Origin of the sequence: Thalassospira sp. MCCC 1A02898 (assembly GCF_001618185.1) — a bacterium.
In the GTDB taxonomy this organism is placed as follows: domain Bacteria; phylum Pseudomonadota; class Alphaproteobacteria; order Rhodospirillales; family Thalassospiraceae; genus Thalassospira; species Thalassospira tepidiphila.
The window spans coordinates 98,247-118,881 of the sequence record NZ_LPXK01000009.1 but is presented as its reverse complement, the minus strand read 5'-3'; the positions used below and the strand labels follow the sequence as shown (position 1 = coordinate 118,881).

General features: G+C 53.0%; 20 protein-coding genes. 10 read left to right on the top strand and 10 right to left on the bottom strand.

Annotation, left to right across the window (positions count from 1 at the left end; all coding sequences use genetic code 11):
• Window position 1 precedes the first annotated feature (1 nt).
• The 5 genes from AUQ41_RS07240 to AUQ41_RS07220 all read right to left on the bottom strand — a co-directional run bounded on the left by AUQ41_RS07240 (window position 2) and on the right by AUQ41_RS07220 (window position 6,328).
• Window positions 2-943: an aldo/keto reductase gene (locus tag AUQ41_RS07240; protein ID WP_063087403.1), complete on the bottom strand. Its 942-nt coding sequence runs from the start codon at window positions 941-943 to the stop codon at window positions 2-4.
• 176 nt (window positions 944-1,119) lie between these two features.
• Window positions 1,120-1,803 (bottom strand): FkbM family methyltransferase, encoded by a 684-nt coding sequence (locus AUQ41_RS07235; RefSeq protein WP_063087401.1) that lies wholly within the window; start codon window positions 1,801-1,803, stop codon window positions 1,120-1,122.
• A 37-nt stretch (window positions 1,804-1,840) separates the two neighbouring features.
• Entirely contained in the window at window positions 1,841-3,217 is a 1,377-nt protein-coding gene (gene cysS, locus AUQ41_RS07230; RefSeq protein ID WP_063087399.1) for a cysteine--tRNA ligase, read from the bottom strand.
• 67 nt (window positions 3,218-3,284) lie between these two features.
• Window positions 3,285-4,637: a glutamate--tRNA ligase gene (gltX, locus tag AUQ41_RS07225; RefSeq protein ID WP_063088009.1), complete on the bottom strand. Its 1,353-nt coding sequence runs from the start codon at window positions 4,635-4,637 to the stop codon at window positions 3,285-3,287.
• A 14-nt stretch (window positions 4,638-4,651) separates the two neighbouring features.
• Window positions 4,652-6,328, bottom strand: coding sequence for an NAD+ synthase (locus AUQ41_RS07220; RefSeq protein ID WP_063088011.1), 1,677 nt, complete (start codon window positions 6,326-6,328; stop codon window positions 4,652-4,654).
• A 259-nt stretch (window positions 6,329-6,587) separates the two neighbouring features.
• Between AUQ41_RS07220 and AUQ41_RS07215 the strand changes: the two genes are divergently transcribed.
• From AUQ41_RS07215 to AUQ41_RS07205, 3 genes are read left to right on the top strand one after another with little or no spacing between them, the layout of a single operon-like run.
• Window positions 6,588-6,932: a YbjQ family protein gene (locus tag AUQ41_RS07215; RefSeq protein ID WP_083952827.1), complete on the top strand. Its 345-nt coding sequence runs from the start codon at window positions 6,588-6,590 to the stop codon at window positions 6,930-6,932.
• 18 nt (window positions 6,933-6,950) lie between these two features.
• On the top strand, window positions 6,951-8,312 hold the full coding sequence (locus tag AUQ41_RS07210) for a M48 family metallopeptidase (RefSeq protein WP_063087397.1): 1,362 nt from the start codon (window positions 6,951-6,953) through the stop codon (window positions 8,310-8,312).
• Between the two features lie 3 nt (window positions 8,313-8,315).
• A complete protein-coding gene (locus tag AUQ41_RS07205; RefSeq protein ID WP_063087395.1) occupies window positions 8,316-8,891 on the top strand; it encodes a hypothetical protein in 576 nt (191 codons plus the stop codon).
• Between the two features lie 93 nt (window positions 8,892-8,984).
• Here AUQ41_RS07205 and AUQ41_RS07200 read toward each other — a convergent pair whose 3' ends face one another.
• A complete protein-coding gene (locus AUQ41_RS07200) occupies window positions 8,985-9,470 on the bottom strand; it encodes a hypothetical protein (RefSeq protein WP_008891585.1) in 486 nt (161 codons plus the stop codon).
• A 271-nt stretch (window positions 9,471-9,741) separates the two neighbouring features.
• On the opposite strand from AUQ41_RS07200, the gene AUQ41_RS07195 reads away from it, so the two are divergent.
• The 3 genes from AUQ41_RS07195 to AUQ41_RS07185 all read left to right on the top strand — a co-directional run bounded on the left by AUQ41_RS07195 (window position 9,742) and on the right by AUQ41_RS07185 (window position 13,045).
• Complete coding sequence (locus tag AUQ41_RS07195) at window positions 9,742-10,725, top strand: glycosyltransferase family 2 protein (protein WP_063087393.1); 984 nt, start codon at window positions 9,742-9,744, stop codon at window positions 10,723-10,725.
• Between the two features lie 2 nt (window positions 10,726-10,727).
• Window positions 10,728-12,602: an asparagine synthase (glutamine-hydrolyzing) gene (asnB, locus tag AUQ41_RS07190; RefSeq protein ID WP_063087391.1), complete on the top strand. Its 1,875-nt coding sequence runs from the start codon at window positions 10,728-10,730 to the stop codon at window positions 12,600-12,602.
• 68 nt (window positions 12,603-12,670) lie between these two features.
• Window positions 12,671-13,045, top strand: coding sequence for a GtrA family protein (locus tag AUQ41_RS07185; RefSeq protein ID WP_063087389.1), 375 nt, complete (start codon window positions 12,671-12,673; stop codon window positions 13,043-13,045).
• Here AUQ41_RS07185 and AUQ41_RS07180 read toward each other — a convergent pair.
• The 3 genes from AUQ41_RS07180 to AUQ41_RS07170 form a co-directional block, all read right to left on the bottom strand.
• Entirely contained in the window at window positions 13,035-14,498 is a 1,464-nt protein-coding gene (locus tag AUQ41_RS07180; protein ID WP_063087387.1) for a hypothetical protein, read from the bottom strand. The genes AUQ41_RS07185 and AUQ41_RS07180 overlap by 11 nt on opposite strands.
• Before the next feature lie 83 nt (window positions 14,499-14,581).
• Complete coding sequence (locus AUQ41_RS07175; protein ID WP_008891584.1) at window positions 14,582-15,967, bottom strand: class II 3-deoxy-7-phosphoheptulonate synthase; 1,386 nt, start codon at window positions 15,965-15,967, stop codon at window positions 14,582-14,584.
• Between the two features lie 10 nt (window positions 15,968-15,977).
• Window positions 15,978-16,334, bottom strand: a complete 357-nt coding sequence (locus tag AUQ41_RS07170) for a hypothetical protein (protein ID WP_063087385.1) — start codon at window positions 16,332-16,334, stop codon at window positions 15,978-15,980.
• Between the two features lie 18 nt (window positions 16,335-16,352).
• On the opposite strand from AUQ41_RS07170, the gene AUQ41_RS07165 reads away from it, so the two are divergent.
• The gene (locus AUQ41_RS07165) at window positions 16,353-17,096 is read left to right on the top strand and encodes a sulfite exporter TauE/SafE family protein (RefSeq protein WP_063087383.1); all 744 of its coding nucleotides are present in this window, start codon (window positions 16,353-16,355) and stop codon (window positions 17,094-17,096) included.
• 69 nt (window positions 17,097-17,165) lie between these two features.
• Entirely contained in the window at window positions 17,166-17,732 is a 567-nt protein-coding gene (locus AUQ41_RS07160; RefSeq protein WP_063087381.1) for a YigZ family protein, read from the top strand.
• A 6-nt stretch (window positions 17,733-17,738) separates the two neighbouring features.
• On the opposite strand, the gene AUQ41_RS07155 is transcribed toward AUQ41_RS07160, so the two are convergent.
• Window positions 17,739-18,776, bottom strand: coding sequence for a LacI family DNA-binding transcriptional regulator (locus AUQ41_RS07155; protein ID WP_063087379.1), 1,038 nt, complete (start codon window positions 18,774-18,776; stop codon window positions 17,739-17,741).
• A gap of 182 nt (window positions 18,777-18,958) precedes the next feature.
• Here AUQ41_RS07155 and AUQ41_RS07150 point away from each other — a divergent pair, with 182 nt between their 5' ends.
• A complete protein-coding gene (locus AUQ41_RS07150; RefSeq protein WP_063088005.1) occupies window positions 18,959-19,546 on the top strand; it encodes a gluconokinase in 588 nt (195 codons plus the stop codon).
• 21 nt (window positions 19,547-19,567) lie between these two features.
• Window positions 19,568-20,596: a TRAP transporter substrate-binding protein gene (locus AUQ41_RS07145; protein WP_008891579.1), complete on the top strand. Its 1,029-nt coding sequence runs from the start codon at window positions 19,568-19,570 to the stop codon at window positions 20,594-20,596.
• The last annotated feature ends 39 nt before the right edge of the window (window positions 20,597-20,635 follow it).

The following is a 20,635-nucleotide window of genomic DNA, read 5'->3' as shown; positions in this document are numbered from 1 at the left end:
ATCACACCAGAACGCCAATGACGGCGGCGATCTGTTCGCGCATTTTATCATCGGGCAAAGGCCCGGTTGCGGCCGCCATGTTTTCCGCCGCATGGGCCGGTTTGGTGGTGGCCGGGATCGGACAGGTTACGGCCGGGTGGGCGATCAGATATTTCAAAATCAGTTGCGCCCAACTTTTGGCTTCAAGTTCGGCGGCAAATTCCGGCAAGGGCTGGCCTTCCAGACGCTCGGTCAGGCTGCCGCCACGAAACGGCCGGTTCACAATCACCGCAATCCCGCGATCATATGCCAGTGGCAAAAGATAATCCTCAACCTTGCGGTCAATCGGGTTATAGGTCACCTGCACGAAATCAAGCCGTTCGTTCTTCATCACCGCAATCAGGTCTTCGGTACGTCGCCCGTGCGAGGTCGTGACACCGACATGGCGCAACTGCCCTTCGTCCTTCATCCGGAACAGAAGCGGCAGGTTTTCATTGATGCCCAAAAGATTATGGACCTGCAAAAGGTCAAACTGATCGACCTTCCATCGATCTGATGTCTCGGCGATCTGTTCGGCACCATCGCCTGCGGTCCAGACCTTGTCGGTCGAAAACACCCGATCACGCGCACCAAGCTTATCAAGCCCGTAGCCAATCACGTCCTGGGCGGAGCCATACATCGGCGAACTGTCAATCATGCGCCCGCCGGCATCGAAAAACGCCGACATCACATCTGCGCACTGATTGCGCAGCTCAATGTCTTGGCCGACATTGAACGTGATCCAGCTTCCAAGCCCGACAGCGGGGATTTCTTCACCGGTTGAGGGGATTTGCTTTTGCAATACTTCCGATGCACGCGCATCGGAGCTTCCCTGCGCCCACGCCGGCATACCCGACGCCAACAGGCCAAGCGCGCCTAATGAGGCAGAAGCCTTCAGAAACCCTCGACGGTCAAATTCAGACATGGCTTAGAGCACCTTTTCGTTGCTTCGGACCAATCTTCAAACATGATCCATCAAGATTTGGGCAGAAATCTGCCCAAACGCAACTTTTGGTAAACTGGCAAGAGACCTATATCACCCCAAACGAAAAAGGGCTGCAAACATCACGTTTGCAGCCCTTTTTAAATTTCAACCACGCCCTAACAGTTTGTTCGCTTGAAGAAATATGTTGGCGGCAAGCAAGCGACCATTTGCATGCCTGCAGAAACGAGAAGTTGGTATGCTTCTGTATTCGACACTTCCGCCAGAAGCCCATGGATTTCAATTGAGATAATATCAGGTTGGAAACGCGAAATATCGAACCCGTTAAGTACGGGTATCTCAGCACCTTCAACATCGATGTTGAGATAATCAATCTTCTCAACACCGTTATCAGAAAGAACGTCGTTCAAGCTTCTTGTGGGGACTGGCCGTTTCTTATAATCAAGTCCAAACTTTTTGGCCCATTCGTTCGCAATATCCTCGTCCGTGGTGTCGAGAGCTCCCATTCCTGGAAACTCGTAAGCAATCATCTCACCGGCTTTGTCTGAAACTGCACAACAAACATTTATGTCGTTTGGTCGATCAAACTTGAACAAAGCAATCTTTGTCTCAAACATGTCGATATTCACGCCCGACCATCCCTGCTCATAAAGAAGTCGGGTGTTTGAGTACTTTCGTGGATGAAACCCACCAACATCGACGTAGGTTCCCCTCTTACGGTCACCGATCAGGGCCTGTAGATACGCGTCCTCTCCGTTCTGGCTATAACATTTTTGCCAAAAACGTTTGCGTAGCAACCGGACCTTCTCAACCCATAACGGCCGCACTTTGCTCTTCTTCACGATCCCATACCCCCGATTAAAACCTGATAACGCCTTATCAAACCCTCTTCCAGCTGGTACCCTCCTTGAAGTCTTCAAGGATGATGCCACGTGCCAGAAGGTCATCACGGATTTTGTCCGCCGTTGCGAAATCCTTGTTCTTCTTGGCATCCGCACGCTGGGCAATCAGGCTTTCGATCTCGGCGGCCTCGTCTTCGTCGGCTGATCCGGTGAACCAGGCTTCAGGATCCGCTTCAAGAATGCCCAGAAGCTTGGCCGCGGCAAGGATTTCACCCTTGGCTTCAGCACGTTCGAACTTCTTTTCCGCCTTGTTGAACTTGGTCACAAGGTTATGGAATTCCGAAATCGCAAGCGGCGTATTAAGGTCATCACACAGCGCTTCAAGCACCGCACGCGGCACCGGCATATTTTCCGGGGTCACGTCAGAACTCTGACGAAGTGCGGTATAGAACCGATCAAGCGCCTCTTTGGCCTGACGCAGGTTTTCTTCGGTCCAGTTGATCGGCTGATGATAATGGGTTCCCATCATCGCCAGACGGATCGCTTCACCCGGCCATTTTTCAAGCAGCTCATGCACGGTGACAAAGTTGCCCAATGACTTGGACATCTTTTCGCCTTCGACCATCAGATGGCCGTTATGCATCCAGTATTTGGCGTAGCTGGAACCCTTGTTCGCGCAGCAGCTTTGCGCCAGTTCGTTTTCATGGTGCGGGAACACCAGATCCGAACCGCCGCCATGGATGTCAAAATTCTCGCCCAGATAGCGCGTCGACATGGCAGAGCATTCAATATGCCAGCCCGGACGCCCCCGGCCCCACGGGCTATCCCATCCCGGAATATCGTCACTCGACGGTTTCCACAGAACGAAATCAGCCGGGTCTTTTTTATAGGGGGCGACTTCCACACGGGCGCCGGCGATCATTTCCTTGCGGTCACGGCGCGACAGCTTGCCATAGTCATCAAACGCCTCAACCGAGAACAGCACATGGCCTTCGGCGGCATAGGCAAAGCCCTGCTCGATCAGGCTTTCGCACATGGCGATCATTTCAGCGATATGTTCGGTCGCGCGCGGTTCGATATCGGGTTTGGCGGCATTCAGCGCGCCCATATCTTCTAGATAGGCTTGATGGGTGCGTTTGGTGATTTCGGAAATCGGCTCGCCGCTTTCCTTGGCACGTGCGTTGATCTTGTCATCAACGTCTGTGACATTCCGAACGTAAGTTACCTTGGGATAGATATGGCGCAGCACGCGCACCAGCGTATCAAACACCACCACCGGGCGGGCATTGCCGACATGTGCATAGTCATAGACCGTCGGGCCGCAGACATAGAGGCGCACGTGATCGGGATCAATCGGCGCGAACACCTGCTTTTCGCGGGTGAGCGTATCAAAGATGCGAAGGGTTTTGGTCATTTCAAACGTCCGTTTGGCTGTGTTATCGGGTCAAATGCGTGCATTTTCCGGCGATCAAAGCAAATGCTTAGACCGCCTTCCCACACAACCGGTCACGCGCCTTTTCAGACCCGATCAAAACCAGCATCGTCGACATTTCTGGACCATGTTCGCGCGCGGTCAGCGCCTTGCGCAGCGGCATGAAAAGCTGCTTGCCCTTGCGCCCGGTTTCATCCTTAAGCGCCGTGGTCCAGGTTTTCCAGCTGGTGCCGTCAAGCTCACCTTCCGGCAGCATATCGGCGGCTTGTTTCAGGAACTCGGCATCCTCAGCATCGATTTCGGGAATGACGTTTTTGTGGATCACATCCCACCATTCGAGTGCCTCTGCCACGCGCCAGCAATTGCCGCGCACCGCATTCCAGAACATCTCGTCGGCATCTGCCATGCCAGCTGCTTCGAGCTTCGGCTTGGCGGCCTCAAACGACATTTCGTGAATGACTTTTTCATTGAGGCTGGCCAGTTCGGCCGGATCAAATTTCGGGGTGGAGCGGCCATAATGATCCAGATCGAATTTCTCGAGCACCTGCGAAAGGTTTGCAGGCTCGATCTTGTCCGATGCACCTAGGCCGGTCAGGAGGCCAACAAGCGCCTCGACCTCAAACCCGTCATTGCGCAGTTCGCGCAGCGACAGGCTGCCCAGACGTTTGGAAAGCTGCGAGCCACCCGGCCCTGCCAAAAGCGGCATATGGGCAAATTCAAGCGCGCCCGGCTTGCCGCCAAGCGCCAGATACAACAGGATCTGCGACACGGTATTGGTCACATGGTCTTCGCCGCGGATGATATGGGTAACACCCATTTCAAGGTCATCCACCACCGAGCCCAGCATATAAAGAAGCGAGCCATCTTCACGGATCAGGACCGGATCAGACACATGTTCGGTATCAAACGAGCAGATCCCGCGCGTCAGGTCATCCCACTCGACCATGCCGTCAGTCAGAAGGAAACGCCAATGCGGCTTGCGGCCTTCGGCCTCAAGGGCGGCAATTTCTTCATCAGACAGCGTCAATGCCTTGCGGTCATAGATGAACGGCTGGTGACGCTGGCGGGCAGCCTTGCGTTTCCAGTTGAGCTCGCCTTCGGTTTCGTAGCACGGATAAAGCAATTCACGCTTTTTCAGGTCATCAATCGCCGCGTCATATTTGTCCTGACGCAGGCTTTGACGTTCTTCCTGATCCCAGTCGATGCCAAGCCAGGTCAGATCTTCACGGATCGCATCGACATATTCGTCTTTGGAGCGTACCGGATCGGTATCGTCAAAGCGCAGGATGAATTTCCCGCCAGATTTACGGGCATAAAGCCAGTTCATCAGCGCCACACGGGCGTTACCGACGTGAAGAAGCCCGGTCGGGCTGGGGGCAAATCGCAGAACAGGTTTTGTCATTTCAAACTTTTCAATCACGTAACAAGGTTCGTGAAACCATTGGTAATCGGATAGCGACGGTCACGGCCAAAGGCACGCGGGGTGATCTTGACCCCCGGGGGTGCCTGACGGCGTTTATATTCCGCCCGATCCAGCAACCGCCAGACCCGGCGTACTGTTGCCTCATCGTGACCGCTATCCACGATATCGCGAACAGACCGCTCACCTTCAATCATCTGATGCAGGATATCATCCAAAACATCATAAGGCGGCAGACTATCTTCGTCTTTCTGATCCGGGCGAAGTTCGGCCGATGGCGGCTTGGTGATAATCCGCTCCGGGATCACCATGCCATCCGGGCCAACAGCCCCGACCGGTTTGTGTTCATTGCGCCAGTGGCACAGATTAAACACGGTCGTTTTATAAAGGTCTTTCAGAACCGAATAGCCACCACACATATCACCATAAAGCGTCGCATAGCCAACCGACATTTCCGACTTGTTGCCGGTCGTCAGGACCATGTGGCCAAACTTGTTTGAAAGCCCCATCAGGATAATCCCGCGCGAACGGGCCTGAATGTTTTCTTCGGTAATGTCGGCATCGCGGCCTTCAAAGGCGGGGGCCAGCATCTGTTCGAACGCGGCCATCGCCGGACCGATATTGATGCTCTCGATCCCGGTCTTGAGCATGCCTGCGCAAAGCTCCGCATCCTCAAGGCTCTCGGTCGAGGTATAAGGCGACGGCATCATCACCAGACGCACACGATCAGAACCCAGCGCATCCACCGCAACCGCGGCCGAAAGCGCACTGTCGATCCCGCCCGACATGCCGATCACAACACCGGGGAAACCGTTTTTATTTACGTAATCGCGCAGGCCCAGAACCAGCGCCTGATAGATCGCATCAAGCCCGGTGGGATAGCCAACCTTCGGCGCGTCATCCGTGCAACGCCATTGACCGCTTTCATCCTGTTGCCAGGTGGTCAGCACCACATCCTCGGTAAAGGCCGGCAGAGCCACTGCAAGCGATCCATCGCCGTTCAGCCCGAATGATCCGCCGTCAAACACCAGCTCATCCTGACCGCCGACTTCGTTGCAGTAAATCATCGGCTTGCCGCTTTCGCGCACCCGATCCTCGATCAGCTTACGGCGCAAATCATCCTTGTCGGCTTCAAACGGTGATCCGTTCGGCACGAGGAAGATTTCTGCCCCCGCGTTCGCCAGATGGGCAACGACATTCGGTGTCCAGACATCTTCGCAGATCGGCACACCCAGCTTGACACCCTTGAAGGATATCGGGGTCGGCATCGGGCCTGCGGCAAAGACGCGCTTTTCATCAAACACGCCATAATTGGGCAAATCATTCTTGGCGCGCACATCAACGATCTTGCCCTGATCAATCAGCAACACCGCGTTATGGCGCGTGCCATCGACTTCCCATGGCGTGGTCAACAGCAAGGCCGGACCATCTTTGCGTTTGGCCGTGTGTTCGCAGATGAATTCGACCGCGTCATGCAGATGGCGCATGAAGGCCGGCTTCATTACCAGATCTTCGGGCGGATAGCCCGACAGGACCAGTTCAGAATACAGAACCACGTCCGCAGCCTGATCGGCCGCAGTTTCCCAGGCAGCCACAACCTTGTCCCGGTTCCCGGTGACATCACCGACAATCGGGTTGAGTTGGGCAATCGCAATGGCAAGCTTCTTTGTCATGATGTTGGAATAGGATCGCCCCTGCGCGCTGTCAATTGCGGAATGCGCAATATCCCATGTTTCAGACAAGATCACCATTCTTGCATGGCAGAAATGCAAAGCCTTGAAACCTGCAAGTACGCTGTCTTTCAGCGTGATTTTATTCTTATCAACGACTTAGCGTGTTGATAATGACTTGCAAAATCGGCTTCATCCCGATCTATTGCTCGCGACCGTGAAAACACGGCAATAAACACAAATTAAAATACGAGCAAACAACATGACCCACAGCCCCAATGCGGCCGCCGAAATGGCGGCGGTAACCATTTCCCATATTCCAGGCCGCGAAATCAGTGAAAACCTTGGCATTGTCTTTGGCAGTTCCGTGCGCAGCCGCAACTTCCTTTTTGATATTTTTGCGATGCTGAAAAACCTGTTCGGGGGTGAAGTGCGTTCCTACACCCGGCTTTTGGAAGACGCCCAGCAGGAAGCCACCAGCCGCCTGATTGCCCAAGCCCAAAAATTGGATGCCGACGCAGTTGTCGATGTTCATTTCGCAACGTCACAGGTGGCCTACAAGGCGGCTGAGATTTTCGCATACGGCACAGCCGTAAGACTGAAATAACAGGGCAGGCACAGTACCATGGAAGATCTGTTTCTTCCGGGAATTGCCCTGACCATCCTGACCGGAATCGCTTATATAACCGGCCGTTTGGCCGATGGAGCACATGAACGCGCGCTCAAACGCGACGAAGCGTTGTTGCCCCATCAATATCTTGATTCCGGGGATGCAGTTCCCGATGACATCACGTTGCATGACAGCAAACTGGTGACCGGCAAGGTCGTCATTGCCGAAGACCGTTTTCGCAATCTTCTGGCGCGCCTGCGCATTTTCGTCGGCGGTAGACTGGCCGCACACGAAGCCACCGTCACCAGAGCCAAGCGCGAGGCGATCTTGCGGCTTCGCACCAATGCCAAGGGCGCAAGCCACATCATCGGTCTGCGCTTTGATTCTGCTGAACTTGGACGCGGCATGATCGAGGTGATCGTTTCCGGTACCGCCCTTTACACCGATCATCGCCCGACGGGTGGTCGGCCATCTGCCCTTCCCGATGACGGGGTGAATATTTCGCATCGCAACCTTCTGGCCGAATTTGCGTCGGGGAGTATCGCGTTCCTTCTGATTTGCTGGGGGATTTATACGGCAAGCGGCCTCGCAGTTGAATGGGCGGCAAACAGCATTTCGGTTCAGGAAGAAGTTGCCATCTGGTCACAGCTTGAACCCGGACTGATCGCAGAACATCGCGAAGATTATGAACGCAGCCTGCCGGAACGCTATCTTCTCGATCTGGTCAATTCCATCCCCAAGGAGGCCATTGGCCCGGCAAGGGATTATGACTTTGACGTTCTGATCATCCCCGATGACAGTCCCAATGCCGCAGCACTGCCCGGTGGCCTGATGCTGGTTCATACCGGAATGCTTGAACTGGTCGATACCGAGAACGAGCTGCTGTCGATCCTTGGCCATGAAATCGGCCATTATAACGGGCGCGATCACCTTGAAGGCATTGGCCGCGAGGTCGTTGGTGTCGCACTTTCGGCCATGATGTTTCAGACCGATGCGGTTCTGACCACCTGGGCTGCAAGCTGGCCGAAACTTCTGGCTGATCGGGACTATTCCCGAAGTCAGGAACTTGATGCCGATGACTGGAGCCTGCGCATCCTGATGGCCAAATACGGCCATGTCGCAGAAGCATCCACCACCTTTGCAAAGCTGGGACAGCTTCAAGGCGACCGCAGTTTGCTGGATTATCTCTCAACCCATCCCCATCCACGTGATCGGGTGGAACGGCTTGAGGATATGGCACGCGAACAGGGTCTTCCAATCGGAGAACCGGTTGATCTTCAAATCGCCTTTGAGAATTTCCTTGTACGCACGGGTGAAATCCCGGCAAGCGCGCTTGAAGACCGCCACCAATTCAATCTTACCAATACAGGACACTAGCCCATGCGCGGACTTTTCGCCCCGTTTCGCTTTCTGAGCGTAAGTGGCCAGCCCAATACCGAGTTCTGGCTTACCCAGTGCATCATTCTGGCATCAACCGTTCTGGGTGTGTATCTGGCAAGCTTTGCCGGTTTTGAAATTGCCGTTGATTTCGACCGTTATCAAAGCACGTCTGATGTCTATAACCTCGAACGATCGCTTGAGGCGGAGTTTGTCGATAACATCGAAAAGGTCGAAACCTGGATTGCCGACTATCCGGAAGGCCCGATGACATGGCATTCGGCAGATCTCGCCCCGCGTGAACGCCACAAGCTTGACGATATGGTTTGGGAAACCATGCGCTATTCCCAGCGCACCTTTGAAGTCGATCCGGCAATTATCACCGGTGTACGTCGGTTTTATTCCGATATCGAAGCCCAGATGACGATCATGTTCATGCAGCAAAATGCCAACGGCATGGCAAAACATGCGCTTAAAAATATGCAGGAAATTGTCGCCACCGCCCGCGCCGATGTCTTGCCGCTGTTGCAGTCCGAAATTCAACGTCTTGATGGTGAACTCGCCAAAATGACGGACTGATCACGCCTAGCTTGTCGACCAGACAAAAACAAAACCGGGGCTGTTCGCAGTCCCGGTTTTTTGTGTCCGCATACATGAAAACGTCGACATGGATTAAAGTGCCAGGGCCGCGTCGATCTCGTCCTGGCTCATGGTTTTGGCCGAACCGTGGATAATGCCACTGGCGACATCCATGAATTTCTGAAGCGAGGTTGTTACTGCACTGGCCGTCACACGCAGCAGGTCTTCATCACCCGTCTCGATGATGGTTTCAAGCTGCGAAACCGCATGTGCCACGATCGTATTGAGGTGCTCGATGGTTTCCTCGAACGGGCGACGGAACCTCGGCGGGACGTGTTCATAGGCCTCAATCGCCAGTTCCTTGTCGGAAAAGGCACTATCGCGGAAATGCTCCTGATAGCTTTTCGGCGCCCATTCCTTGCAGTCCTCGATCATGTCAGGCATGTCGGGCACCATTTCGAGCAGCATGACGATCTCGTTGAAATGGTTCAGATAGTCGGTCGCCAAAAGCGTGGTCGAGGAAATGTTGGTTCCCTCCACCTTCTTTTGCCATGCGCTGAATTCAGCGTCGTCCATCATACCCGTTGCGACCCCTCGCCCTTAATCGTCTGTCAGGAACACCCTGCAATTACCCATACTTAAGAATATTTACTGGCCATTGGTAGATGTTTTTTATGAATTCATGCCGATTGCGCAACAAATTGATATTTTGAGTCGTCAACTAGCAACAAAGAGACTTGAAACTTTGCCAGATGCAACAAGGTAGATGCGGCAAAATCTGGACGTTTCCAATGTTATCATGCTAACCATTGCCCTATTCCATTAAAGTAGCAGATAACAGGGCATTCAGGTGGCGCAAGCTGACTCTCAAACTGGCAACCTAACCGAATTGTCGGTCATCGTTCCGATATATAACGAAGAAGAAAGCATAAAGCCGCTCTGCGAACGCTTGCTCTCTGTCCTCGATGAAATGGGAAAACCATTCGAGGTAATCTTCGTTAATGACGGAAGCTCAGACAACTCTTTCTCGCTGTTGCAAGATGCGGCAAAGGAGCGAATTGAACTGAAAATCGTCAACTTCCGCCGAAATTACGGCCAAACCGCAGCCACGATGGCTGGCATTGATCATGCGTCAGGCGAAGTCATCATTCCAATTGATGCCGACTTGCAGAATGATCCTGCCGACATCCCCAAACTGCTCGGCAAACTGGCAGAAGGCTATGATGTCGTATCTGGATGGCGCAAAGACCGTCAAGACGCGGCCATACGCCGGAACTTTGTCAGCCGTTTGGCTAACAGACTGATTTCAAAGATTTCTGGTGTCCACCTTCACGACTACGGCTGCACGCTCAAAGCCTATAAGAAAGATGTTGTTAAAGGCATTCGGCTTTATGGCGAAATGCATCGGTTTATTCCCATTTACGCCACATGGATGGGCGCAAAGGTCTGTGAAATTCCGGTTCAGCACCATGCCCGTCAATTTGGGCAGTCAAAGTACGGTTTGGAGCGGATAGCGAAAGTGCTTCTGGACCTTATGGTCGTGAAATTCCTCGACCGTCACATGGTCAAACCGATCTATGTGTTCGGCGGAATTGGACTTGTGTCTTTCTTCGCTTCTTTTCTGAGTACAATCTGGATGCTTTGGCTGAAATTTTTTGAAAATACTTCAATGATCCAGACCCCACTACCGCTTGTCGTTACGATGACATTCCTGGTCGGCGTAATGTGTATCCTACTCGGCCTTCTGGCGGAGATGATTGTCAGAACATACTTTGAATCTCAAGGGCGCAGCCCTTACCTCGTCAAAGAGACGGTCAATATGGAGCAAGAATAGCGATGTGCGGCATTGCCGGCTTTGTGGGACGGGGTAGTCGCTCAGATATCCATGCCATGACTGATGCACTGGCACATCGCGGCCCCGACGGGGAAGGGTTTTACTTCGACGAAGAAAAACATATCTACTTAGGGCATCGTCGTCTGTCTGTTAGAGACATTGAAGGCGGTGCCCAACCGATGTGGGACGCGTCAGATGAAACGGGGATCGTCTTTAACGGCGAGATTTATAACTTCCCCGAGTTACGAACAGAACTTGAAGCATTAGGTGCCGTCTTTCAGACATCGCACTCTGATACCGAAGTTCTCATTCATGGCTATCGCTACTGGGGCACCGATCTGGCTCGACGCCTGAACGGCATGTTTGCCTTTGCTATTATCGACAAGATACGAGGCAGACTTTACCTCGCCCGTGATCGCTTTGGTGAAAAGCCGCTATTTTATACAGCTAAAAGTGATCTGTTTGCCTTTTCAAGCGAACTGAAATCGCTGGAAAAACATTCCGGGATCGACGGCAATATATCCAACTTTGGCCTGCAGAAACTGTTTGCTTACGGCTACATTCCTGCCCCGAACAGTTTGCTTGAGAATGTCCTTAAGTTACCAGCTGGCCAGCAAATGACTGTCGAACTGGATACACTTGACACGAAGATCACCAAGTATTGGGAATTTTTGATCACCCCGGATGACAACCTCACCGCAGCCAAAGATGACGAACTTGCAGAACATCTTCAGGAACTTATTTTGCAATCAGTTTCTCGCCGCCTTGTAAGTGACGTCCCTCTCGGGGTTTTCCTGAGCGGCGGTGTCGACTCAAGCGCAATTTTGTGTGCAGCAGCCAAGAATGCCAAAGATAGGAAGGTATCATCCTTTACCATTGGCTTCGAGGAAGCATCCTATGATGAGTCGGGTTACGCTCAGTTGGTTGCCGAGCACGCGGGGTCCATTCATCATCTTAGAATGCTAAACCTTGCCAACGCACAAGAACTCATTCCGGATGTCCTGGGGCAACTGGACGAGCCAATTGGTGACGCCTCTTTGCTTCCGACTTACCTTCTAAGTAAATTCACAAGGGAAAATGTTACAGTTGCACTTTCGGGCGATGGGGCCGACGAACTTTTTGCTGGGTATGACCCTTTTTTGGCTCTCAAGCCGGCACAGGCCTACAAGAAATACGTGCCAGATCTCGCGCACAAGTTGTTTACCGGACTTGCAAACGCACTTCCGAAATCCGGTCGCAACATGAGTTTCGATTTCAAGCTTCGGCGAACACTTGCTGGATTGTCGTATCAGGAATCTGTTTGGGCACCTGTCTGGATGGCGCCACTGTTTCCTGACCAAATGAAAGAGTTCTTCGAAGAGCCCCTTCCTCTTGAGGATCTTTACTCCGAAGCCATGGAAATCTGGGATAGCAATTCTGCTGTGGACAGAACTGACCGACTACTGACATTTTTCACCAACCTCTATCTGCAAAATGACATCCTGACCAAGGTCGATCGTGCATCCATGATGTCGTCGCTAGAGACGCGTGCTATCTTCCTCGACAACGACATTGTTGATTTCTGCATCAAGCTGCCATCGCACTTCAAAATCCGGAACGGTCAAAGAAAGTACCTACTCAAGAAAGCTCTAGAACCGCTGGTGCCCAGCCAAACGATAAATCGTAAGAAGAAAGGCTTTGGCATCCCGTTGGCAGACTGGATGCGAAAAATGCCTGAGCCAACATCAAAGATTGTTGTTCCAGGAGTGAAAATGAACTATCCAAACACAAAATGGATAGCGCATAGGACAGGCAAAGAGGACAACCGATTCTTTCTTTGGAACTGGCTTGCAGTACAACACGGAAGACTTTCCCAATTTAGTGAGAAAACAGGATAGCTGCATTCTTTAGTGGCCCACTTCGCCAAATGTGCCTTGATTCATTTTCGACTTGAGATATCATTCAAATGAAATCCGTTGCTAAATTCGTTGGTCTGGGCGCAATCACAACGGTTGTAAGTTATTCAGCCTATCTAATTGCCTTGCAATTTTTAATCCCAATGACTGCCTATTTTGTAGGCCTTCTGGCATCATTTATTGTTCAGACAACAATGATGGCCCCGTTTGTGTATAATGAGAAGCTCACAATCCTAAATGCTGGCAAATCACTATTAATTTATGCTGGGTATTCCACGGTTTTTGCCGGACTTATGTGGATTGTTTTAGAGATTGGCGCAGCGCCCGAATTAGCACCTCTTCTCGTAATTATTATTGCTGCGCCTCTACAGTTTCTGGCTGGAAGAAAATGGATTCATAATCCCGTCGACGACATTAGGACTTAGCTTTAGAGAATCTCCAATCGCGAACCATCCGCTGAAGGCAAAGACAACCAATTAAGGTTGAGAACGGCAACACGGCAGCTAGGTAGCGCGTTTCCAAATGTACCATAGCGTGTGCAATCAGAACCCCGAAATAAAAGGCCCATAATGCCAAACAAACCAGTATTTCTCTGTATCGCTCCGTCCTTCCCCTACAGAGACGCACAAACCAGATAATTGGTACAACGACGAAAGCGATCGTAATGATGACCGCAATTGCACGTTCGACCATTTCCCCAACGAAAAGGACCAATAAGTCAACGTCGTTAAACATATCCTTGCGAAGTTCGCGATAGTCCGGCCATGGCTTTACACCTTCTATCCAGAAACCTGTCTGCCTAACAGCGTCAAAGGGCCGAAAAGGCAGCATTGCATAGTTTTCGCGTATGTGACCGATCGTCATCCTTAGCATTGAACCAGGATACTCTAGCCAACTCTCGAAGTATTTTTGCTTTGACATATTGGCCAGTTCAGGTGCCACATACCCGTTATTGAACAAGCTAGCCTGAACAGAGAGAACCTCAGAAAACGCGTAATCTTTCGCATAATCACGCGCGGCAATTTCAATTGGTTCATTGCCAGAGAAAATCCGTTGGTCCTTCTCGGCGGCGTCAAAAAGCCCCTGCAGATAAACTGTCTGCCCTCCGGATGTGACAAAGCGGTATCCTGTCCGCCCCTCATTCCAGGACATGTATATCTGGCTACTCAGGACAAGTGGAATGAAGAAAACCGCGATTGCAGCGCATGATCTCCACGTCTTTTTTTCGGCCACAAAAGCGCGAACTAAAAACGGCATAACAAACAGGATTGAGAGGATCGCTACGCCTTCGCGAACAAGGAAGGCAAGGGTGATCAGCATACCAAAGAGTAGCGCTTGAACAAACCCAAAGGGACGTCCACGTAAAGTGGCAACCGCGTTTTCGCTAAGCACAATCACAAAGAGGCTCGTGGCAAAACTGTCGGTCAAGATCATGTTGTCCAAAAGCAACGATAACGAAAGCCCCGTCGCCAGCAAACTAAACGCGCCAAGAAAAGGCTTCATACCCAACGCGGAAATAAGGCGAGAAAGACTGTAAAGCGATACCGCTGACAGCAAGAACTGGGAAAGAACAACAATCCACTGCCAATTCTCTGAGGAGATCAATTGCGTTAGCGCAATGAACATAGGATATCCGGCTATTCTGAAGACAGTTGTCGGCATTGCACTGTCCTCGAGACCGGCGTCGGTCAACCAATCCGAACTTTCCAATATCAACTCGGCAAAGCGTGTATATCCACCGGTATCCGGTGCAATTCCTGGCCCCCAAATGAGCAACACAGCGATCTTGAACAGCACGATCATCAAAATGACGGAAAGGTACAATTTTCTGTCGTCGAAGGTTGACGCCCGAAAATCGGGAAAGGCTGAGCGCTTCACAGCAGTAACCACCTGAAAAATAAAATAAAAAACGGGCGCCCGACAATCGGACGCCCGTGACAATATCAACCCGACCGATCAAATCAAGCAGAAGCAGCCATCTGTTCTGCGCGCACGCTGTCGCGTTCTTTTTTGATCATTTCCGCCATCAGGAACGCAAGCTCAAGGGCCTGTCCGCCATTGAGGCGCGGGTCGCAATGGGTGTGGTAACGATCAGAAAGCGCGTCTTCGGTGACTTCGCGTGCACCACCGATGCATTCGGTAACATCGGTGCCAGTCATCTCGAAATGAACGCCGCCGGCATGGGTGCCTTCGGCCTTGTGCACGTCAAAGAAGTTTTTGACTTCTGACAGGATCGCGTCAAACGGACGGGTTTTATATCCGCTTGATGCCTTGATCGTGTTGCCATGCATCGGATCGCAGGACCAAACGACCTTGCGGCCTTCGGCCTTCACACGTTTGACCAGGCGCGGCAGGTTATCAAACACATTGTCTGCACCCATGCGTGCGATCAGGGTCAGACGACCGGCTTCGTTCTGCGGGTTAAGGATATCGATCAGACGGATCAGGTCATCCTCATCCATGGTCGGTCCGCATTTCATGCCGATCGGGTTTTTCACCCCGCGCAGGAACTCAACATGAGCATGATCGGCCTGACGGGTACGGTCCCCGATCCACAGCATGTGGGCCGAACAATCATACCATTCACCGGTCAGACTGTCCTGACGGGTCAGTGCCTGCTCATACCCCAGCAGAAGTGCTTCGTGCGAGGTATAGAAATCGGTTTCACGCAGTTGCGGCGCGCTTTCAGCCGTGATGCCACATGCTTCCATGAAGGCAACCGCCTCATCAATCTGGGTGGTCAGCTTGCTGTAACGTTCACCGGCCGGGCTGCCATCAACAAATGACAGGTTCCAGCGATGGATCTTGGTCAGATCGGCAAAACCGCCCTGCGCAAAGGCGCGCAGCAGGTTCAGCGTCGCTGCCGACTGGTTATAGGCGCGGATCTGGCGCTGCGGGTCCGGAATACGGGCTTCTTCGGTGAACTCGATCCCGTTGACCACGTCACCGCGATAGCTTGGCAGTTCGACGCCATTGATGGTTTCGGTGTCAGATGAACGCGGCTTGGCAAACTGGCCAGCCATACGGCCAACCTTGACCACCGGGCATGCCGCGCCATAGGTCAGAACCACCGCCATCTGCAGCATCACCTTAAAGGTGTCGCGAATGTTGTTGGGGTGAAATTCCTTAAAGCTTTCGGCACAGTCGCCGCCCTGCAGCAGGAAGGCGTTACCTTCTGCAACGTCACCAAGCTTTTCCTTAAGCGCACGCGCCTCGCCAGCAAACACCAAAGGAGGATAGCTGCCGAGCTCTTGCTCTACGGCCTTTACGGCCTGTGCATCAGGATAAGTCGGCACCTGCTTGATCGGCAGGTTACGCCAGCTTTCAATGCTCCAGCTCTTGCTCATTTGCTTCCTCTCAATCCGGCATGTTCATCATCATGCCGCCATTATAACACAAATCCAGTTGTCCGGCGGTTTTCCGCCTTGGCATCCGGTCATGCAACCGGGCCAAACTTGATACGGGTTTTGCAAACGCATTTCCACCCCTTCTCGACGTTTGGACAATAAAATCCCGCAATTTTTTGCCAACCGACCCAAAAACCACGCAAAATTCCACCCATAACCGTGAATTCATGCAAGATGCACCGGTGACTGCCAATTCGTCATACCAAACAAGGTAGTGCGAATCCGGCACTGCGCAATCATCAGACCAATTGCACAGTTCATGATTTGCGGGCACACTGCCAGCGCCTACCACCACCAGCAGCGCCACCGTTCAGCCGGATCCCCAATGCCCCTTGAAACACTTGCGATAATTGCCTGTGCCTATTTCGTTGCCGCCTTCGTCAAAGGGGCAACCGGGCTTGGCTTTTCGACATCGGCCTTGCCGATCCTGGCGCTTGGGCTGGGGCTTAAGGCGGGCATGCCGCTGGTGATCATTCCATCGCTTGTCAGCAATTCTATCATCATGGCCCAGGCGGGTCACTTTCGTGAAACGATCAGCCGGTTCTGGCCGATGTTTCTGGCGACCATTCCGGGCATTCTGATCGGGCTTGCCGTGCTTGAAATGGTCGACAGCATTCTGGCCGGTGCGGTTTTGGGGTTGGTGTTGATGAATTACGGGGCGATTACCCTGTTTCGTCATGGCAAGCCGCTCTCTGACAAGCTTGCACGGCGACTGGCGCCGATATCCGGCTTTGCCACCGGCCTGATCAACGGCATCACCGGATCGCAGGTCATGCCGGTGTTGCCCTTCCTGCTTTCCATGCGGCTTGAGCCCAAACGCTTCCTGACGGCGATCAATATCTCTTTCAGCCTTTCAAGCATTGTCATGGCACTTGGCCTTGCGCGATTGGGGCTGATGACAATTGAAACGCTGTGGATATCGCTTGCCGGGTTGGTGCCGGTTTATTTGGGCACCAAGCTGGGCACGCGGGTACGTGACCGGATGGATGCGGAAACCTTCCGCAAGGTTGTTTTGATCATGCTGATCATTTTTGGCGTCATTCTGGTTGGCAAACTGTTTGCGTCTTAACGGTCAAACGCCAGTTCGGGTCGGAGATGTCATCTGGCACAAGCCGACCATTTCTGATAGCACATCGCCATGAAAACCATCGCCCGCCCTGCCTTTGCCGAAACCGAAGAAAAGAAGTCCCGCTTTCTGGCCGAACTCGTTTTTCACGATGATCTGGCCAAGCGGATTGATGAATTGCGCACCCTCCATCCCAAGGCCAATCATCATGTGAACGCCTATCGGTATCTTAATGACGAAGGCCAGCTGATTGAACACGGCAAGGACGACGGGGAACCATCCGGCACATCGGGCATCCCCTGCCTCAAAGTCCTTCAGGGGCGGGATCTGATCAATGTTGCGGTAATTGTGACGCGCTATTTCGGCGGCACGAAGCTTGGCACCGGCGGGTTGGTGCGCGCCTATAGCGGGGCGGCCAATGCGGTTTGCGACGTCGCCGAGATCATCGAATATATCCCGCAAGGCGAAGCCGAACTGTTTGCCGGATTTTCCGATGCCGGAACGCTGGAACAAGCCTGCGCAGAGGACGGCATCACCATCCTTCATCGTCAGTTCGATACCGACGGAACGCGGATCAAAATCACCGGACCACGTGAACGCCTGTCAGAGCTTAGCGTTCAGTTTCCAATGCCTGAGTAAGAGTTATCAGCGCGCTTTTGACTTCGGGCGCATGGTGCTTTCACGGCACTGAAGCTCGAAACCAAGATCGATGATTTTTTGTTCCGGGGCTTCGCCGTCCAGCACGCTTTTGATCATTTGCACGGCCCGTTTGCCGATCTGATAGCGGTCGGTTCGGATGGAAGTCAGTGACGGGTAGCTTGCCGCCATCATTTCAAGATCATTAAAGCCGATGATGCCCATTTCATCGGGGACCGAGATACCGGCCTTTTGACAGCCAAACAGTGCGCCAAGCGCCATGTCATCATTGTTGCAGAATACGGCATCAAGGTCCGGACGGCGTTTGCGCAACTGTTCGATCAAATGCCCGCCAAGCGAAACACTTGAAGAATCGGTTGTTGTCATCATCAGGTCCGGGTCATATCGCCCGCCAGATCGCAAGGCTTCCTTGAAACCTTCCATACGGCGGTGCGAGCGCGGATCCATGCGTGCGCCGAGAAAACCGATACGTTTGTAACCCTTTTGCACCAGATGCACCCCGGCGGCCCGCCCGCCTTCAAAATGCGAAAACCCGACCATCATATCGATCGGGTCGTCACTGATATCCATGACCTGGACCACCGGACATTCGGCATTTTCAAGAAGTTCGCGGGTTACATCGGTCTGATCAACCCCGGCAACAATCATGGCTGACGGGCCCTGGCCAAGGAAGGTGCGCACAAGGCGTTCCTCGTCCTTGGCAACATAGCGCGAGTTGCCAAGCTGCACCTGAAACGGCCCCTTATAGAGCTCGTCATAAATGGCACGCAGCGTATCGGCAAACACGTTGTTGGTCAGGGAGGGAACGATCACACCGATCACATTTGACCGGGTCGAGGCCAGCGCACTGGCATGCGAATGGGGCACATAATTAAGCTTGCGCACCGCATCGTTGATTTTTCGTCGCAGATGATCAGACACCTTTGACGGATCGCGCAACGCGCGTGAGACCGTAATGGTGCTGACGCCAGCCCGTTCGGCAACATCTGATATTGTTGGCCGTCCGGCCCCTTTGCGCTTCCTCATAACCTTACATTTATTACGTCTTTTCCAAACCGACAAGCACCTTGTGACGGTAAAGCAAACACCGGAAATTCGGCTGTTGACTCAATGTTAGCGCTAACATTATGTTAGCGCTAACATTATAACACAACAGGGCAGTCCAAGAGTAAAACCCGCCCTGAAAATCAGTGAGTGCATCGAATTCAATGAACCGGCAAACGCAGTATGTCGTTGTCATGGGTGTGAGCGGATCGGGCAAAACCGAGGTCGCGCGTCGTCTGGCAAGCATGACAGATACCATGTATCTGGACGCCGACGATCACCATCCAAGCACGAATGTCGAACACATGCGTCGTGGTCTTCCGCTCAATGACGATATGCGTTGGCCTTGGCTTGATGCAGTCGCAGCAGCGGCCCGCACGCAGGCTGGTTCAACTGATGGGGAAGCCGGGAGCGCGAAGTCCGGTCAGGCCATTTTCATCGCCTGTTCTGCGCTTAAACGTCGCTATCGCGATGTGTTGCGCAGGCACCTCGACCCGATCACCTTTGTTTTTCTGGATGGCACGCGCGAAGTGATCCAGACCCGGCTTGAACGCCGCGTCGGTCATTTCATGCCATCCGCACTTTTAGACAGCCAGTTTACAGCTCTCGAGCCGCCGGGGCCGGACGAGAATTGCGTGACTGTCTTTATCGATGCCCCGCTTGAAACTGTTGTTGCCACGGTCCTTGACCGACTGGCGGAGCGTGAAGACGGCAGTTTTTCCTTTGTCAAAGAGAATACTGCCGGAAAATAAGGCATTTTAGGGAGAAGACGAATGACCAAGACTCTTAAATCGCTTGCAGGTGCAGGCTTTATCGCAACCCTGATTGCAACGGCGCCGTTTGCCGCGAATGCACAGGAATTTACCCTCAAGATGCAGTCGAGCGATGCTGCTGGCGTGCCTAACTTCGAGCTGGAACAGGAATGGGCCGAACGTGTCGGCGTCATGACCGGTGGCCGCGTTTCCGTGGAAATGCTTCCGGTTAACTCGATTGTCGAACATGCCGAAACCCAGGACGCAATTGCCGCTGGCATTCTTGACGGTCACATCACCGATACCAGCTATTTCACCGGTAAAGATCCGGCATTCGGCCTGATCGCCAACCCGGTTGGCGCATGGTCGGCACCGTCCGAAATGCTGCGCTTTGTTGAATATGGCGGCGGCAAGGAACTGATGAACAGCCTTCTGAACCCGCGTGGTTTGCAGTTCGTCGGTGCCGTTACCCCGGGCCTGGAAGCATTTGTTTCCTCTGTCCCGCTTGATGGCGTTGCCGATCTTAAAGGCCTGAAAATGCGTGCCCCGGAAGGCATGGTTCAGCAGGTCTTCGCAGCAGCCGGCGCATCGCCGGTGAACATCCCGCAGTCCGAAGTATTCACCTCGCTTGATAAAAAAGTGATCGATGCTGCGGATGCGACCGTGTTCTCGACCAACCAGGCCATGGGTCTGCATGATGTTGCAAAACATCCGGTCTATCCGGGCTTCCACTCCATGCCGATGCTTGAAGTATCGATCAACAAGACCAAGTGGGATTCCATGCCCGCTGATATCCAGGCGATCCTTGAAATGTCGGTCCGCGATCTGGCCCATGACATGGATGCACGTCTGGCGATGAAAGACATGGAAGCTGTTGCCAAGGCCCGTTCGGAAGGTGGCGTCACCATCCACAACTGGTCGGCTGAAGAGCGTGCGAAATTCCGTCAGATTGCCACCAGCCAGTGGGAAAAAGTCGCGGCACGTTCGGAAGATGCACAGCGTGTATACGACACCCTTGTAGACTACCTTAAGTCACAGGGTATGATCTAAGACAGAACAGCTTTTTCGCCGGCAGCAACGCGCCGTGTT